This is a genomic window from Streptomyces nojiriensis (assembly GCF_017639205.1).
In the GTDB taxonomy this organism is placed as follows: Bacteria; Actinomycetota; Actinomycetes; order Streptomycetales; family Streptomycetaceae; genus Streptomyces; species Streptomyces nojiriensis.
On sequence record NZ_CP071139.1, the window covers coordinates 2,078,140 to 2,092,959 of the forward strand.

The window sequence follows — 14,820 nt, forward strand, 5'->3', positions numbered from 1 at the left end:
ATGAGCTGGTTCGAATCCCTAATCCTCGGTCTCGTCCAGGGGCTTACGGAGTTCCTCCCGATCTCCTCCAGCGCCCACCTGCGGCTGACCGCGGCGTTCGCCGGCTGGCACGACCCAGGAGCGGCCTTCACCGCGATCACCCAGATCGGCACCGAGGCCGCCGTGCTGATCTACTTCCGCAAGGACATCGCGCGGATCGTCTCCACCTGGTTCCGCTCCCTGTACACGAAGGCCCTGCGCTCCGAACAGGACGCCAAGATGGGCTGGCTGGTGATCGTCGGCTCGCTCCCGATCGGCATCCTCGGCCTCGTCTTCAAGGACGCGATCGTGGGCCCCGCCCGTGACCTGCGGCTGACGGCCACCACTCTGATCCTCATGGGCGTCGTGCTCGGCGTCGCCGACCGGCTGGCCGCCCGCGACGAGGAGGGCGGCCGGCACCGCGCGATCCGCGAGCGCAAGACGCTGCAGCAGCTGGGCGTCAAGGACGGTCTGATCTTCGGTGTCTGCCAGGCGATGGCCCTGATCCCCGGCGTCTCCCGGTCCGGCGCGACCATCTCCGGCGGTCTGCTGCTCGGCTTCACCCGCGAGGCCGCGGCCCGCTACTCCTTCCTCCTCGCGATCCCGGCCGTGCTCGCCTCGGGGGCGTTCGAGATCAAGGACGTGGCGGAGAACCCGGGTCACATCTCCTGGGGTCCGACGATCTTCGCGACGGTCATCGCCTTCTTCGTGGGCTACGCCGTGATCGCGTGGTTCATGAAGTTCATCTCGACCAAGAGCTTCATGCCCTTCGTGATCTACCGGATCCTCCTGGGCATCGTGCTGTTCGTGCTGATCGGCACGGACGTGCTGAGCCCGCACGCGGGAGAGTCCGGTTCCTAGCGGGACCCCGTTCCACCTCTTCGCGTGAACCGCAGGCCGTTCGGGAACGTTCCCGGGCGGCCTGCGCGTCGTTGTGCCTGAAGAGAACGGAAGGCGAACAGCAGGGGGTGTGCCATGGGTCGAGTGGTGCTGGAGCGATTTCCCGCCGGAAGTCCGCGGGGAAGCTGGCCCGCCGAGGAGTACGCGGCGCAGCGGATGCGCGAGGGAGTGCCGGCGGAGGTGGTCATGGATCTGGACAGCGACGCGTTCCTCGTCGTGGTCCGGCAGCGCGAGTCCCGTTCCGGTCACTGACCTCCCTCGGGAAGATCCGGTGGGCGCACGCCCCTTGGCCTCGCGCCCGCGCAGCCCCACACTGACCCGATGACTCAGCGTGTGGATCTCGCGACGGTGATGGACCGGCTGGCGATCGACGAGGTGGTCACGGGGTACGCGGTGGCCGTCGACGACGGTGACTGGGACGCGTACCGGGCTCTGTTCACCGCCTCCGGACGGGTCGACTACAGCTCGGCCGGCGGGATCGAGGGCCCGGTGGCGGAGGTCGCGGACTGGCTGGCGGAGACGATGACGCTCTTCCCGGTCCGCCAGCACCTGATCGTGAACCGGCTGATCCGCCTGGAGGACCTGGGCGGCTCCCCCGGGGACAGCGCCGAGGTCCGGGCGGACTTCCTCAATCCGATGCGGCTGGCGGGGCCGGATTCCGACGCCGCGGTCACCTCGCCCAACTTCGTCGCCGCCGGGCGCTACGGGTTCGCGCTGGCCCGCACCCGTGACGGCTGGCGGCTCACCCGCGTCACCGTGCACGAGAAGTGGCGGCACATGACCGCCTGAGCCGGACCGGACCGCTCGACTCGGCCGGTGCGCCGGGCACTGCCACACTGGAAGCGGAGGCACGCCATGATCACGATGCGCATGCGGTGGTGGTCCCCCCGATGGCGTGCGCCCGCCGCCGTGGCCGCCGGGGCGCTGCCCGCCCTCGCGTTCCCGGCCCCCGCGCTCTGGTGGTTCGCCTACGCCGCCCTCGTGCCCTGGATGCTGCTGCTGCGGTCGGCCCCCACGGGGCGGCGGGCCGCCCTGGAGGGCTGGCTCGGCGGCGCGGGGTTCATCCTGGCCGTCCACCACTGGCTGCTGCCCAGTCTCCACGTGTTCCTGATCCCGGTGGCCGCGCTGCTCGGGCTGCTCTGGATCCCCTGGGCGCTCCTGGTGCGGGAGCTCCTGGGCGGGACCCCGGCGGCGGGCCGGGCCTGCTGTGCGCTCGTCCTGGTCCCGGCGGGGTGGCTGCTGTCGGAGCTGGTCCGGTCCTGGCAGGGGCTGGGCGGGCCGTGGGGGCTGCTGGGCGCGAGCCAGTGGCAGGTGGCGCCGGCGCTGCGGCTGGCCTCGGTGGGCGGGGTGTGGCTGGTCAGCCTGCTGGTGGTGGCGGTGAACTGTGCGCTGGTGCTGCTGATCGCGGTACCGGGGGCGCGGATCCCCGCGGTGGCGGGGATGACCGGGTGCGCGGTGCTGACGGGAGCGGTGTGGGTGTGGGCGGCGCGGCCCGAGGAGCCGGGCCGGCTGCGCGTGGCCGTCGTACAGCCCGGCACGGTGGCGGACGGCCCGGACAGTGCGGAGCGGCGGTTCGACGTCGGTGAGCGGCTGACGCGGCCGCTGGCGGGGCAGCGGGTCGATCTGGTGGTGTGGGGCGAGAGCAGCGTCGGCGCGGACCTGAGCGCCCGCCCGGACCTGGCCCGGCGGCTGGCCGCGCTGTCGGCGGAGGTCGGGGCTCCGCTGCTGGTGAACGTGGACGCGCGGCGCGCGGACCGCCCCGGGATCTACAAGAGCGCGGTCCTCGTGGGCCCCCAGGGCCCCACCGGCGACCGGTACGACAAGATGCGGCTCGTCCCGTTCGGGGAGTACGTACCGGCCCGTGCGCTGTTCGGCTGGGCCACCTCGGTCGGCAAGGCGGCGGGCGAGGACCGGGTGCGCGGCGACCGACCGGTGGTCATGGACCTGCCCGGACGGCCGGACGGGCCCGGAGTCGTCCGGGTCGGCCCGCTGGTCTGCTTCGAGTCCGCCTTCCCCGACATGAGCCGGCGCCTCACCCTGGACGGGGCCTCCCTGCTCGTCGCCCAGTCCGCGACCTCCTCGTTCCAGGAGAGCTGGGCCCCGGCCCAGCACGCCTCGCTGGCCGCGCTGCGGGCGGCCGAGAACGGCCGTCCGATGGTCCACGCCACCCTCACGGGCATCAGCGTGGTGAACGGCCCGTCCGGCGCGCGGGTCGGCGCCGCCCTGCCCACCTCCGCGAGCACGGCAGCCGTGTACGAGGTCCCGCTCGCCCGTGGCACGACCCTCTACGTCCGCTTCGGGGACTGGCCGGTGGCCGCCGCCCTCGCCGCCCTGGCGGTGTACTGCGCGGTGGCGGGCAGCCGTTCGCTCAGGAGGCCTGCTCCAGAGCCGAGCTCACCACCCGCTCGCACAGCTCGTGGGTTCGCAGGGCGTCGCGGGCGCTGAGCGTGGTGCCCGCCGCGACCGCCTCCAGGAAGTGGTCGACGACCTGCTCGATGCCGCGCTGGCGGGCGACGGGGACCCAGTCCCCGCGGCGCCGCACGGTCGGCTGGCCCTTGTGGTCGATGACCTCCGCGAGGTTGACGACCTGCCGCTTGGTGTCGCGGCCGGACACCTCCAGGATCTCCTCCGTGGAGCCGGACAGCCGGTTCATGATGCCGAGGGCGGTGAAGCCGGCGCCGGACAGCTGGAGCACCACCTGGTGCATCAGCCCCTCGCGCACCACCGCCCGGACGTCGAGGTGGTCGGCCTCGCCGGGCAGCAGGAACCGCAGGGTGTCGACGACGTGGATGAAGTCGTCCAGCACCAGCGTGCGCGGGTCCTCGGGCAGCCCGACCCGGTTCTTCTGCATGATGATCAGCTCGCGGGCGTGGTCGGCGCACTGCGCGTAGGCGGGCGCGAAGCGGCGGTTGAAGCCGACGGCGAGGGAGACCCCGAGCCGCTCGGCCCGTTCCACGAGCTGCCGCGAATGCGCGAGTTCGTAGGCCAGCGGCTTGTCCACGTACGTGGGCACGCCGGCCTCCAGCAGCCGTGTGACGATCTCGGGGTGGGCCACGGTGGCGGCGTGCACGAAGGCCGCGTCGAGCCCCTCGGCGAGCAGCGCGTCGAGATCGGCGTGCCGGCGCGCGGCCGGGACGTGGTGGATGTCGCCGACCCGCTCCAGGGCGTCGGGGTTGCGCGTCTGCACGTGCAGCTCGATGCCCGGGCGGGTGGTGAGGACGGGCAGGTACGCCTTCTGCGCGATGTCGCCGAGTCCGATGCAGCCGACCTTCACCGGGGCCTCCAAGTTCGGTCCGTGTGGGATCCCGGCAGCTTAATCCCTGGTGACGGGGGCCCGGTTCGCCGAGGATGAGCCCCATGACCACCAGTTCAGGATCACATCGCAACGAACCCGCCACCACCGCCGACGAGCGGGAGATGCTGGACGGATGGCTCGACTACCACCGCGCCACCCTCGTCTGGAAGTGCGAGGGGCTCCAGGACGAACAGCTGCGCCGCACCCCGCTCGCGCCCTCCGAGCTGAGCCTCCTGGGCCTCGTACGGCATATGGCGGAGGTGGAGCAGTACTGGTTCCGAAGGATCATGCTGGGTGCGGACATCCCCGATCTGTACTGCACGAGCGAGGACCCGGACGGCGACTTCCACTTCACCGAGGCGGCCACCTGGGCCGAGGCCGAGCAGGTCTGGCGGACCGAGGTCGAGCTGGCCCGCCAGGCCGCCGCGGGCCGTTCGCTGGACGCGGTCTCGCAGGCCGGGAGCCACCACCGCGGCGAGGTGTTCAGCCTGCGCTGGGTATACACCCACATGATCGAGGAGTACGCGCGCCACAACGGCCACGCGGACCTGCTGCGCGAGCAGATAGACGGCGCCACCGGCGACTGAGGCCGTCCCGGGACGTTCCCCGGACGGCCCGGGGGCCCTGTCCGGCGGGTGTTTCCGTCACCCGTGCGGGGTGAATATCGGCTCCGGGTTTTCGCAACGGGGTCCTCGCACAGCAGAGTTGCGTGAGTGCATCCCACCCGAACCACGACAACGCTGCTGCTCGGAGTCGCCTGCGCCGTCTCGGCGGTATCCGGCTGTGTGCAGGTGAGCCCCGGACCCGTGCAGCCCGCGGCGGCCCCCGCCGCCGGGGTACCGCCGCGCCATCAGCCGCGCGGCGGGCCCGGGACCGCCCCCGTGACCGTCCGGGCGCCCGCCCTGGAGGCGCTGGAGGCCGTGGAGACCGCCCCGGAGCGGCCCGCGGCCCCGGAGGGCCCCGCGCCCGCCCAGCGGTCCGCACAGCGCCCCGTACCGGGCGGCTCCGGCGGGCCCGTACGGGAGGCCCCGCCGGTCCCGGACATCCCGGAGCCCCGGCGGCCCGCCGAGCCGGCCTCCGGGCACCCGGGCGGCCGTCCGCACCGTCCCCGGCCCGACGCGGAGGCGGAGCGTGAGCTGATCCGGAAGCTGCCGGTGCGGCCGGCCGATGTGTGCGCGCTGGGCCGCAGGCACGGCCACTGGCATCCCGACAGCCCGGAGGCGCGTATCTGCTCGGGCGTCCACGGGAACTGACCGCCCGCCCCTGGGCCTACGGGGACTGCTCGGGGAACGGCCGGGGTCCGGGTCCGGGTCCCGGTTCCGCGGCCAGGCGCCGTTCCAGCCGGGCGATGGCGGCCCGTACGCCGTTCCCGTACCCGTCGTCGGACAGCGCCCCGGTGGCCGCGCGGGCCCGGGCCAGGTGGACCCGGGCCGCCTCCGGCCGCTGCAGCTTCACGTAGTCGGCGGCCAGGTTCAGGTGCAGGGACGGGTAGAACACGCGCAGCTCCGGATGCGGCTCCCGGCGCGCGGGCGGCCCGTCCCGGGGCGGCCCGGTCCCGGGACGCTCGCCCGCCATGTCGTCCGGCACGTCGTCCGGCACCTCGGCTGCGGCGGTCAGGGCCCGCAGGTCCCAGGCCAGCTCGTCGGCCGGGTCGTCCTGGGCGTCGGCCATGTAGTGGGCCAGGGTGCACCGGTGGAGGGAGTCCCCCTCCTCGCCGATCTCGGACCAGATCTCCCCGAGCCGGTTGCGGGCCTCCTCGCGGTCCCCGGCGTGCAGCAGGATGACCGCCTGGCCGATCCTGGTCATGACGGCGTCCGGCGACGCCTCCTGCTGCTCCGCCACGGCGGCCTCCGGCTCGCTCTGCCAGACCTGCACCGGCCTGATCATCTAGAAGCTAACCGGAGGTACCGGCAATGACGCCGAGGCGCGGGGGGACGTCAGCCGAGGTCCGGGATCCGCCAGTCGATCGGCTCATGCCCCTGGGCGGCGATGGCCTCGTTGATCTGCGTGAAGGGCCGCGATCCGAAGAACTTCTTGGCGGACAGCGGGGAGGGGTGGGCGCCCTTGACGACCACGTGCCGCTCCTCGTCGATCAGCGGGAGCTTCTTCTGGGCGTAGGCGCCCCACAGGACGAAGACGGCCGGGTCGGGCCGCTCGGACACCGCGCGGATCACGGCGTCGGTGAACTTCTCCCAGCCCTTGCCCTTGTGCGAATTGGGCTCGGCCTCCCGGACCGTGAGCACCGCGTTGAGCAGCAGGACGCCCTGCTCGGCCCACGGCATCAGGTACCCGTTGTCCGGGATCGGCAGGTCGAGCTCCTCCTTCATCTCCTTGTAGATGTTGCGCAGCGAGGGCGGGGTCTTGACCCCGGGCTGCACGGAGAAGCAGAGGCCGTGGCCCTGGCCGGCGCCGTGGTACGGGTCCTGGCCGAGGACGAGGACCTTCACCCGGTCGAAGGGAGTGGCCTCCAGGGCCGCGAAGACCTGCTCGCGGGGCGGGTAGACCGGCCCGTTCGCCCGTTCCTTCTCGACGAACTCGGTGAGCTCTTTGAAGTAGGGCTGGTCCAGCTCCCCGCCGAGGACGGGGAGCCAGGACTCGGGCAGCATCTGGGTCACGGCGACAACCTCCGGTACAAGTTCGTGCAACTGCTCGTGCAACTGCTCCAGAACCTACCGGGGCCCACTGACAATGCGTCGGCCGCCCATGGCGGCCGACGCACCGGAGCCGGTACTACCAGCTGGTCTTGCGGTAGAACTCCCACATCTGCATGACGGTCTGCGGGTCCAGCGCCCGCTCGGCGCCCGCGATGTCCTCGCGCGCCGCGACGTACAGCTTGCCCTGCCACAGGGGCAGCAGCCGGACGTCGTCGGCGAAGATCTTCTGGGCCTGCTCGAACTCCTGGACGCCGGCCGAGCGGTCGCCCTCGCGGCGCGACTTGGGCAGCAGGTCGTTCACGATCTCGGCGGGCTCGTACGGGGTACCGACCGCGTTCTCCTTGCCGACGAACGGCGCGATGAAGTTGTCCGGGTCCGGGAAGTCGGGGAACCAGCCGCGGCCGAAGACCGGGTACTCACCGCTCTTGTAGCCGGTCTGGAAGGTCTTCCAGGGCTGGCTGCGCAGGGTGATCCGGAACAGCTGGCTCTCGTCCAGCTGCCGCTTGAGCTCGGTGAACTCGTCGGCGGTCGAGGAACCGTAGCGGTCGGTGGTGTACCAGAAGGTCAGCTCGACCGGCTGGGTGATCCCGGCGTCCCTGAGGATCTTCTTGGCCTTGGCGACGTCCGCGCCGCCGTACTTGTCGTAGAAGGGCGTCTTGTGACCGACGACACCCTTCGGGACCATCGAGTACAGCGGCTCGGCGGTGCCCTGGTAGACCTTGGAGACGAGCGCACCGCGGTCGACGATCTGGGCGATGGCCTGGCGGACCGGGAGCTTGGCGACCTGGGGGTCCTTGGGGTTGAAGACCAGGTAGCGGATCTCGGCGCCGACGTTCTCGACGACCTGGACGCCCAGTGCGTGCGACGCGGGGGTCTGGAGGTCAGTGATCTCCGGGGCCGACAGGCCTCGGTAGGTGGCGTCGATCTCCTTCGCCTTCAGCGCCGCGATCATCTTCGGCGAGTCCGCGAAGTAGCGGATGGTCACCGCCTTGTTCTTGCGGTTGGCGAAGCCGGTGTAAGTCGTGTTGCCGGTGAGCACCGCCTCGGCGCCGTCCTTGTACGAGTCGAGCACGTACGGGCCGGAGCCGGTGATCTTGTCGCCCTCGCGGACCTTGTCGGCCGGGTAGTCCTTGGGCGCGACGAGCGAGGCGGCGGGCGAGCCGAGGACGTACGGGAAGGTGGCGTCCGAGGTGTTCAGGTGGAAGACGACCGTCAGCGGGTCCGGCGTCTCGATCTTGTCGAGGGTGCCGAAGAGGCCCTTGGGACCGACGTTGGAGCCGATGGTCTTGATCCGGTCGAGGGAGTACTTGACCGCGTTGGCGTCGAGCGGCTCGCCGTTGGAGAACTTCAGGCCCTTGCGCAGGGTGCACCGGTAGGCCTGGCTCGCCGCGTCCGTGAATTCGCAGCTCTGGGCCGCGTCGGGCTGGGGCTTGCTGGAGCCCGTCGGGAAGGCCAGCAGGGTCTGGTAGACGTTCCGGTACAGCTCCCAGGAGCCGTCCCAAGCGGCCGCGGGATCGAGGGTGCTCGGGGTGCTCGTGGTACCGACGACGATCCTCTTCATCTCGTCGCCGTCGTCCTCCGACAGCAGGCCGCATCCGGCGAGCAGGGATATGGACGCAAGGGCCGCAGTGATCTGCAGGCATCTGGTCCGGTTGAACACGTGCACGCTCCTCGATCAGCCAGGGGTGCGGCAGACCCTACCGCAGTGCCTCACGAATCCAATGGGTTGGTTTCGTGAGGCACTTGACCGGTTCCGTGCATATTCGATACGCATTTACCTCTCTTTCGGAGGCAAATACGTCCGATTATCGGTCAGTGGACCCCGGCATTGAGGAACATCCCACCGTCGACGACGAGAGTTTGCCCAGTGATCCATTCCGCTTGTGCAGATGTGAGGAACGCCGCCGCCCCGCCGATGTCCTCCGGCATCCCGAGCCGGCCGAGCGGATAGGCCGCCGCGGCCTCCTGTTCCCGGCCCTCGTAGAGCGCCTGCGCGAACTTCGTCTTGACCACCGCGGGGGCGATCGCGTTGACCCGGACACCGGGCGCCATCTCGTGCGCGAGCTGGAGCGTGAGGTTGATCATCGCCGCCTTGCTCATCCCGTACGAGCCGATGAAGGGCGAGGCGGAGACCCCGGCGATGGACGCGATGTTCACGATCGCGCCGCCGTTGTCCTTCTGCCAGGCGTGCCAGGTCCGCTGGGCGAAGCCGAGCGCCGAGATCACATTCGTCTCGAAGACCTTCCGCGCGACCCCGAGATCGAGATCCGCGATCGGCCCGAAGACGGGATTGGTGCCCGCGTTGTTCACCAGGAAGTCGACCCGGCCGAAGGCCTCCATCGTGCGCTCGACGGCGACGGCCTGGTGGGCCTCGTCGTGCGCCTTGCCCGCGACACCGATCACCCGGTCCGCACCGAGCCGCTCGACGGCCTCCTTGAGGGCCTCCTCGTTGCGCCCGGTGATGCAGAGCCGGTCGCCGCGGGCGACCAGCGCCTCGGCGACGCCGTAGCCGATGCCCCGGCTCGCCCCGGTGATCAGCGCGACCTTGCCGCTGTCGATACCGCTGTACGTCATGTCGTACGCCCTGTCTCTCGTGGACTCGTCAGTTCAGCGGGCCGCCGGCCACGTACATGACCTGGCCGGAGACGAAGCCCGCGGCCTCCCCCGTGAAGAAGGCGATGGCATTGGCGACGTCGTCCGGACGGCCGACGCGCTGGACCGGGATCTGGGTGGCGGCGGCCGCCTGGAAGTCCTCGAAGCCCATGCCGACGCGGGCGGCCGTCTGGGCGGTCATCTCGGTGGCGATGAAGCCGGGGGCGACGGCGTTGGCGGTGACGCCGAACTTGCCGAGCTCGATGGCCAGGGTCTTGGTGAAGCCCTGCAGGCCGGCCTTGGCGGCGGAGTAGTTGACCTGGCCGCGGTTGCCGAGCGCCGAGCTGCTGGAGAGGTTCACGATGCGGCCGAACTTGGCCTCCACCATGTACTTCTGACAGGCCTTGGACATCAGGAAGGCGCCGCGCAGGTGCACGTTCATGACGGTGTCCCAGTCGGTCTCGGTCATCTTGAACAGCAGGTTGTCGCGCAGCACACCCGCGTTGTTGACCAGGATGGTCGGGGCGCCGAGCTCGCTCGCGACGCGCGCGACGGCCGCCTCCGCCTGCGCGCCGTCGGAGACGTCGCAGCCGACCGCCAGCGCCCTGCCGCCGGCCGCCGTGATGGCCTCCACGGTGTCCTTGCAGGCCGCCTCGTCGAGGTCGAGTACGGCGACGGCGCGGCCCTCGGCGGCCAGGCGTACGGCGGTGGCCGCGCCGATGCCCCGGGCCGCCCCGGTCACGATCGCGACGCGCTGCTCGGTGGTGGACATGCTGGATCTCCTCGCCCTTGAGAGGCGGCCGCCAGGTGAGCAACCGCTTAGTAGCTTCAGCTGAGGAGACGCTAGGAGCCCTGGCACCCGGTGTCAACGCCACCCGATCCGGCGCCGCGCCCGTCAGCGGACCAGCAGGTCCAGCAGCCGCTCCACCTCCGCCGCCGGATCGGCCGTCAGGCCGGTGTGCACCGGGCCCGGCTGCACCACGGTGCTGCGCGGGGCGATGAGCCAGCGGAAGCGCCGACCCGCGTCGTCGCCCGCCGCCTGCCCCGCCTCGGCCCCGCCGCTGCACACGCCCTCGACCCCGCGCAGGGCGGCCCGTACCCCGGCCACATCGGCCCCGGGGTCCAGTGCGAGGAGCTTCGCCTCGTCGAGGTGGGTGCGCGCGGCGACGTACGTGTGCGCCCGGCAGTAGACGATGACGCCGGCGTTGAAGCACTCGCCCCGTTCCATCCGGGGCACCACACGCACCAGCGCGTACTCGAACACGTCCCGCTTGGTCACTCGCTGTCGCTCTTCTTCTTGTGGGTCTTGTGGGGCCATTCCGGCAGGTGGTCGGTGAGCCAGCCGGGAGGTCCGGCAGGCGCCTTCACCTCGGCCTCCAGCGAGATCCTCTCGTGGATCGTGGCCGCGCGCGGCAGCAACGCCTCCACATAGGCGCGGCGCAGCGCGTCGGTGGAGTCGAAGCCCGGCTCGTCGACCAGCCACTCGTCGGGGACGTCGGCCGCGACCTCCGTGAGCAGCTCCTCGGTGACCAGCGGCGCGAGCGCCGCGGCCGCGGCGGCGATGTCCGGGCCCACGGGGGCCAGTACGTGGTCGGAGGCGTTGTAGGGCTTGGCGGCCGCGGCCGCCGCGGTGGGCCAGTTGTGGTGCCAGATCATGGTGGCGCCGTGGTCGATGAGCCAGAGGTCCCCGTGCCAGACCAGCATGTTCGGGTTGCGCCAGGAGCGGTCGACGTTGTTGATGAGGGCGTCGAACCAGACCACGCGCCCCGCCTCGACCGGGTCCACCTGGTAGGCGAGCGGGTCGAAGCCGATCGAGCCGGGCAGGTAGTCCATGCCGAGGTTGAGCCCGCCGCTGGCCTTGAGCAGCTCCTGGACCTCCTGGTCGGGCTCGCCGAGCCCGATCACGGGGTCGAGCTGCATCTGCACCAGCCGTGGGACCCTCAGCCCCAGCCGCTGGGCCAGGCGGCCGCAGATGACCTCGGCGACCAGGGTCTTGCGGCCCTGGCCGGCTCCGGTGAATTTCATGACGTAGGTACCGAGATCGTCGGCCTCGACGATCCCCGGGAGCGAGCCGCCCTCACGCAGGGGCGTGACGTAACGGGTCGCGATCACTTCGGACAGCATCCGCCCAGGTTACGGGGGGCAGGTCGCGGGAGCCCACTGCATGAGCAGCTCTTCGGCGGTGGTGATGGCCGCAACCAGGGCGAGGGAGTTGCGGATCACCTCGGCGGTGCAGGAGGCGGGCACCCCTGCGATGGCGTCCGCCGGGACCACCACCCGGTAGCCGAGGTTCACGGCGTCGAAGACGGTGTTCGGGATGGCGATGTTGGCGGAGACTCCGGTGACGACGAGGGTGCGGATGCCGAGATTGCGCAGCAGGGGGTCGAGATCGGTACCGGCCATCGGGGAGAGCCCGTGCAGCCGGCGGACCACCAGGTCCCGGTCGGCGACGACGATGGGCGCGGCGACCTCGACCGCCCGGCTCCCGGTCAGCTGGCGCACGGGCAGCCGCTCCGCGGCCCGGAACAGCCGGGCGTTGGTGTTCGCGCCGAGCCCGTCGGGCCGCCGCTCGGCGACCGCGTGCAGCACCTGTACGCCGGCCCCGCGCGCGGCGTCGACCAGCGCCGCCACCCGTTCCAGCATCCCCGAGTCCCGGGCCTCCTTGGCCAGTTCGGGCAGCGCGCTCTCCTCACCGACGACACCGTTCTGGCACTCGACGGTGAGCAGCGCGGTGGTGGCGGGATCGAGTTCCGGCATGACTCCCCCTGGCGTGGCGACGGAAGAGCCCTCATGATTCCTGACACACAGTCAGATGTGAAGGGGTGCAGGACGGATGGACGTGGACGGGGCACGGACCGGAACCTCACAGCGGCGGGGCCGGCGCATCATGATGAGCGACGCGGAAGTGGAGTCCTTCCTGCGCGAGCAGAAGACCTGCCGGGTCGCGACGGTCTCGCCCGACGGACGCCCGCACGTGGGCGCCCTGTGGTTCGCGTGGGACGGCAGCTCGCTGTGGCTGTACTCGATCACGCGCAGCCGCCGCTGGTCCGATCTGCGCAAGGATCCGCGGATCTCGGTGGTCGTGGACTCCGGCGAGTCGTACGAGGAACTGCGCGGGGTGGAGCTGTCCGGCAGCGCCGTCTTCGTGGGCGAGGCCCCGCGCACCGGCGAGCCCTGCCCCGAGCTCGCGGAGGCCGAGCGGATCTTCCCGGTCAAGAACTTCGGCATCGAGGAGATGCCGCACGACGGGCGGCACGCCTGGATCCGGCTGACCCCCGACTCGATCGTCTCCTGGGACTTCCGCAAGCTGTAGGAAGTGTCCTCGGCCGCGGACCGGCGGGCCTACCGGAGTCCGGCGGCCGCCTGCCGCAGCGCGTCGACCGCGGCCCGGATGGAGGGCCGGCGGTCGGCGTCGGCACGCCAGACGGCGTACACGTGGCGGCGTACGCTGTCGCAGACCGGCAGCAGCCGCACGCCCGGCGGCACCGGGCCGCGGCCCAGCTTCGGCGCCACGCACACCCCGAGTCCGGCCTCCACGAAGGCCAGCTGGGTGTGGTGCTCCTCGGCGATGTGGGCGATGCGCGGCTCGATGCCCGTACCGCGCAGGGTGAAGACCAGCCACTCGTGGCAGAACTGCCCCTCGTTCCAGGAGATCCAGTCGTCGTCGCCGCATTCGGCGAGGGAGATCCCCGCCTTCCCGGACCCCCCCGGGCTCGCGGTCCGGTCGGCCAGCCGGTGGCCGGCGGGGACCGCGATGTCGACGGTGTCGTCCAGCAGGTGGGTCCGGGTGAGCTCGGCGGGCACCGGCATCCGCTTGTTGTGCCAGTCGATCGCCAGGGCCAGGTCGAGGTCCCCGCGCACGACGGCCGCCATGCTCTCCTCGGGTTCCTGCTCGCGCACCCGGACCCGCAGCTCCGGATGCCCGGCCCGCAGCGCGGCCAGGGCCTGGGGCAGCAGCCCGCGCATGGCGGTCGGGAAGGCCCCGATCCGCAACTCGCCCACGGCGCAGCCCCGCTGGGCCTCGACGTCGGCCTGGGCGAGCTCCACCTGGGAGATGATCCGGGCGGCGTGATCGGCGAGCAGCCGCCCGGCATCGGTGAGCCGGACCCCGCGCCCGTTCCTGGCCAGCAGCGGCTGTCCGACCTCGCGCTCCAGCTTGGCCAGCTGCTGGGACACGGCGGAGGTGGTGACGTGGAGGCCGTCGGCCGCGCCGCTGACCGAGCCGTGGCGGGCGAGGGCGTCCAGGGTGCGCAGGCGCTCCAGGTTCAACATGTAAGCAATGCTACGGCGTCACCCCGAGAAACTCTCGCTTGTCCTACGAAGTTGATACGAGCACAGTAGGGGGCATGAGCGCACCGACCACCCCCGGGCCGACCCTCCCGGCCGCCTCCCCGTCCCAGGCCTCCCCCACCTCGACCACCGCCGGCCGGCGCCGGGGCGGCCTCCTGGACTGGCGGGTCCGGTTCGCGATCCTCTCGGTCGTGTGGGGCTTCAGCTTCCTCCTGATCAAGGTCGGCACCGAGGCCTACGCGCCGTTCCAGGTGGCGCTGGGCCGGGTCCTGTTCGGCGCGCTCGCCCTCCTCACCGTGCTGCTGGTCCGCCGCGAGCCGCTCCCCCGGGGCCTGCGCACCTGGGGCCACCTGACCGTGGCGGCGCTGCTGCTCAACACCGCCCCGTTCTCGCTCTTCGCGTTCGCTGAGCTGAGCATCCCCTCCAGCCTGGCCGGCATCTGCAACGCCACCTCGCCGCTGTGGGGCATGGCGCTGTCGCTGGTCGCCCTCTCCGAGGACCGCCCGACGCGCCGCCGCTTCGCCGGGCTGGGCCTGGGCTTCCTCGGCGTGCTGACCGTGCTCGGCGCCTGGCAGGGCTTCTCCGGTGTCGACGCCAAGGGCACCGCGTTCGCCCTGCTCGCATCCCTCTGCTACCCCATCGGCTGGATCTACGTCCGGCGCACGCTGGCCGGGACCCCCGGCTCCCCGGTGGCCCTGACCGGCGGCCAGCTCATGATCTCCACGCTCCAGCTCGCGCTCGTGAGTGCCGTGTTCACCTCGGCCCCGGGCTCGTTCCCGCTCTGGCCGACCCTGTCGGTGATCGCGCTGGGCGCCCTCGGCACGGGCATGGCCCTGCAGATGCAGTACGGACTGGTGACGGAGGTCGGCCCGACCACCGCCCAGATGGTCACCTACTTCATCCCGGTCATCGCCACCACGGCGGGCGTCCTGGTCCTCGGCGAGCAGCTCCACTGGAACACCCCGGTCGGCGCCGCGATCGTCCTGGCCGGCGCGGCCCTCACCCAGACCCGCCCCGGGGCCCGCAGGCCCGCCTGACCGGCGCCGGCGCCCGGCCCGCGGCCTGCGGCCC

The 14,820-nt window shown here is 71.9% G+C and carries 18 protein-coding genes; 8 read left to right on the forward strand and 10 right to left on the reverse strand.

Features of this window, described 5'->3' with window-relative positions:
- The 4 genes from JYK04_RS09710 (at position 1) to lnt (ending at position 3,363) form a co-directional block, all read left to right on the forward strand.
- Entirely contained in the window at positions 1 to 879 is an 879-nt protein-coding gene (locus JYK04_RS09710; protein ID WP_189746172.1) for an undecaprenyl-diphosphate phosphatase, read from the forward strand.
- 114 nt (positions 880 to 993) lie between these two features.
- A complete protein-coding gene (locus JYK04_RS09715) occupies positions 994 to 1,170 on the forward strand; it encodes a hypothetical protein (RefSeq protein ID WP_181382610.1) in 177 nt (58 codons plus the stop codon).
- Between the two features lie 69 nt (positions 1,171 to 1,239).
- Positions 1,240 to 1,707: a nuclear transport factor 2 family protein gene (locus tag JYK04_RS09720; RefSeq protein WP_189746174.1), complete on the forward strand. Its 468-nt coding sequence runs from the start codon at positions 1,240 to 1,242 to the stop codon at positions 1,705 to 1,707.
- 66 nt (positions 1,708 to 1,773) lie between these two features.
- Positions 1,774 to 3,363, forward strand: a complete 1,590-nt coding sequence (gene lnt / locus JYK04_RS09725; RefSeq protein ID WP_229876792.1) for an apolipoprotein N-acyltransferase — start codon at positions 1,774 to 1,776, stop codon at positions 3,361 to 3,363.
- On the opposite strand, the gene JYK04_RS09730 is transcribed toward lnt, so the two are convergent.
- Positions 3,287 to 4,192 carry a Gfo/Idh/MocA family protein gene (locus tag JYK04_RS09730; RefSeq protein ID WP_189746253.1) on the reverse strand — a complete coding sequence of 302 codons (906 nt, stop codon included), beginning with the start codon at positions 4,190 to 4,192 and terminating at the stop codon, positions 3,287 to 3,289. The genes lnt and JYK04_RS09730 overlap by 77 nt on opposite strands.
- 83 nt (positions 4,193 to 4,275) lie before the next feature.
- Between JYK04_RS09730 and JYK04_RS09735 the strand changes: the two genes are divergently transcribed.
- Entirely contained in the window at positions 4,276 to 4,800 is a 525-nt protein-coding gene (locus JYK04_RS09735) for a DinB family protein (protein WP_189746176.1), read from the forward strand.
- Between the two features lie 126 nt (positions 4,801 to 4,926).
- Entirely contained in the window at positions 4,927 to 5,466 is a 540-nt protein-coding gene (locus JYK04_RS09740) for a hypothetical protein (protein ID WP_229876793.1), read from the forward strand.
- 16 nt (positions 5,467 to 5,482) lie between these two features.
- Here the strand turns inward: JYK04_RS09740 and JYK04_RS09745 are convergent, their stop codons facing one another.
- From JYK04_RS09745 to JYK04_RS09780, 8 genes are all read right to left on the reverse strand, one after another.
- The gene (locus JYK04_RS09745; RefSeq protein WP_189746256.1) at positions 5,483 to 6,055 is read right to left on the reverse strand and encodes a hypothetical protein; all 573 of its coding nucleotides are present in this window, start codon (positions 6,053 to 6,055) and stop codon (positions 5,483 to 5,485) included.
- 95 nt (positions 6,056 to 6,150) lie between these two features.
- Positions 6,151 to 6,819 carry a uracil-DNA glycosylase gene (locus JYK04_RS09750; RefSeq protein ID WP_189746257.1) on the reverse strand — a complete coding sequence of 223 codons (669 nt, stop codon included), beginning with the start codon at positions 6,817 to 6,819 and terminating at the stop codon, positions 6,151 to 6,153.
- A gap of 124 nt (positions 6,820 to 6,943) precedes the next feature.
- Positions 6,944 to 8,527, reverse strand: coding sequence for an ABC transporter substrate-binding protein (locus JYK04_RS09755; RefSeq protein WP_189746178.1), 1,584 nt, complete (start codon positions 8,525 to 8,527; stop codon positions 6,944 to 6,946).
- Between the two features lie 152 nt (positions 8,528 to 8,679).
- Positions 8,680 to 9,441: an SDR family oxidoreductase gene (locus tag JYK04_RS09760; RefSeq protein ID WP_189746180.1), complete on the reverse strand. Its 762-nt coding sequence runs from the start codon at positions 9,439 to 9,441 to the stop codon at positions 8,680 to 8,682.
- Positions 9,442 to 9,469: 28 nt separating this feature from the next.
- A complete protein-coding gene (gene fabG / locus JYK04_RS09765; RefSeq protein WP_189746182.1) occupies positions 9,470 to 10,231 on the reverse strand; it encodes a 3-oxoacyl-ACP reductase FabG in 762 nt (253 codons plus the stop codon).
- A gap of 123 nt (positions 10,232 to 10,354) precedes the next feature.
- Entirely contained in the window at positions 10,355 to 10,738 is a 384-nt protein-coding gene (locus tag JYK04_RS09770) for a DUF3037 domain-containing protein (RefSeq protein WP_030009794.1), read from the reverse strand.
- On the reverse strand, positions 10,735 to 11,583 hold the full coding sequence (locus tag JYK04_RS09775; RefSeq protein WP_189746183.1) for a HipA family kinase: 849 nt from the start codon (positions 11,581 to 11,583) through the stop codon (positions 10,735 to 10,737). The genes JYK04_RS09770 and JYK04_RS09775 overlap by 4 nt, the downstream gene beginning before the upstream one ends.
- A gap of 9 nt (positions 11,584 to 11,592) precedes the next feature.
- Positions 11,593 to 12,216, reverse strand: coding sequence for a cysteine hydrolase family protein (locus JYK04_RS09780; protein WP_189746184.1), 624 nt, complete (start codon positions 12,214 to 12,216; stop codon positions 11,593 to 11,595).
- 76 nt (positions 12,217 to 12,292) lie between these two features.
- Here JYK04_RS09780 and JYK04_RS09785 point away from each other — a divergent pair, with 76 nt between their 5' ends.
- The gene (locus tag JYK04_RS09785; protein ID WP_189746185.1) at positions 12,293 to 12,772 is read left to right on the forward strand and encodes a pyridoxamine 5'-phosphate oxidase family protein; all 480 of its coding nucleotides are present in this window, start codon (positions 12,293 to 12,295) and stop codon (positions 12,770 to 12,772) included.
- Between the two features lie 29 nt (positions 12,773 to 12,801).
- Here JYK04_RS09785 and JYK04_RS09790 read toward each other — a convergent pair whose 3' ends face one another.
- Positions 12,802 to 13,731, reverse strand: coding sequence for a LysR family transcriptional regulator (locus JYK04_RS09790; RefSeq protein WP_189746186.1), 930 nt, complete (start codon positions 13,729 to 13,731; stop codon positions 12,802 to 12,804).
- A gap of 38 nt (positions 13,732 to 13,769) precedes the next feature.
- Here JYK04_RS09790 and JYK04_RS09795 point away from each other — a divergent pair, with 38 nt between their 5' ends.
- The gene (locus tag JYK04_RS09795; RefSeq protein WP_229876794.1) at positions 13,770 to 14,786 is read left to right on the forward strand and encodes a DMT family transporter; all 1,017 of its coding nucleotides are present in this window, start codon (positions 13,770 to 13,772) and stop codon (positions 14,784 to 14,786) included.
- Positions 14,787 to 14,820 lie beyond the last annotated feature (34 nt).

Excerpts from the sequence above, each read along its gene's own strand:
- JYK04_RS09710 (WP_189746172.1), top strand. The coding sequence starts at position 1 with ATGAGCTGGTTCGAATCCCTAATCCTCGGTCTCGTCCAGGGGCTTACG.
- lnt (WP_229876792.1), top strand. The coding sequence starts at position 1,774 with ATGATCACGATGCGCATGCGGTGGTGGTCCCCCCGATGGCGTGCGCCC.
- JYK04_RS09735 (WP_189746176.1), top strand. The coding sequence starts at position 4,276 with ATGACCACCAGTTCAGGATCACATCGCAACGAACCCGCCACCACCGCC.
- JYK04_RS09780 (WP_189746184.1), bottom strand. The coding sequence starts at position 12,216 with ATGCCGGAACTCGATCCCGCCACCACCGCGCTGCTCACCGTCGAGTGC.
- JYK04_RS09750 (WP_189746257.1), bottom strand. The coding sequence starts at position 6,819 with ATGCTGCCCGAGTCCTGGCTCCCCGTCCTCGGCGGGGAGCTGGACCAG.
- JYK04_RS09790 (WP_189746186.1), bottom strand. The coding sequence starts at position 13,731 with ATGTTGAACCTGGAGCGCCTGCGCACCCTGGACGCCCTCGCCCGCCAC.
- JYK04_RS09760 (WP_189746180.1), bottom strand. The coding sequence starts at position 9,441 with ATGACGTACAGCGGTATCGACAGCGGCAAGGTCGCGCTGATCACCGGG.
- JYK04_RS09785 (WP_189746185.1), top strand. The coding sequence starts at position 12,293 with ATGGACGTGGACGGGGCACGGACCGGAACCTCACAGCGGCGGGGCCGG.
- fabG (WP_189746182.1), bottom strand. The coding sequence starts at position 10,231 with ATGTCCACCACCGAGCAGCGCGTCGCGATCGTGACCGGGGCGGCCCGG.
- JYK04_RS09715 (WP_181382610.1), top strand. The coding sequence starts at position 994 with ATGGGTCGAGTGGTGCTGGAGCGATTTCCCGCCGGAAGTCCGCGGGGA.
- JYK04_RS09720 (WP_189746174.1), top strand. The coding sequence starts at position 1,240 with ATGACTCAGCGTGTGGATCTCGCGACGGTGATGGACCGGCTGGCGATC.
- JYK04_RS09775 (WP_189746183.1), bottom strand. The coding sequence starts at position 11,583 with ATGCTGTCCGAAGTGATCGCGACCCGTTACGTCACGCCCCTGCGTGAG.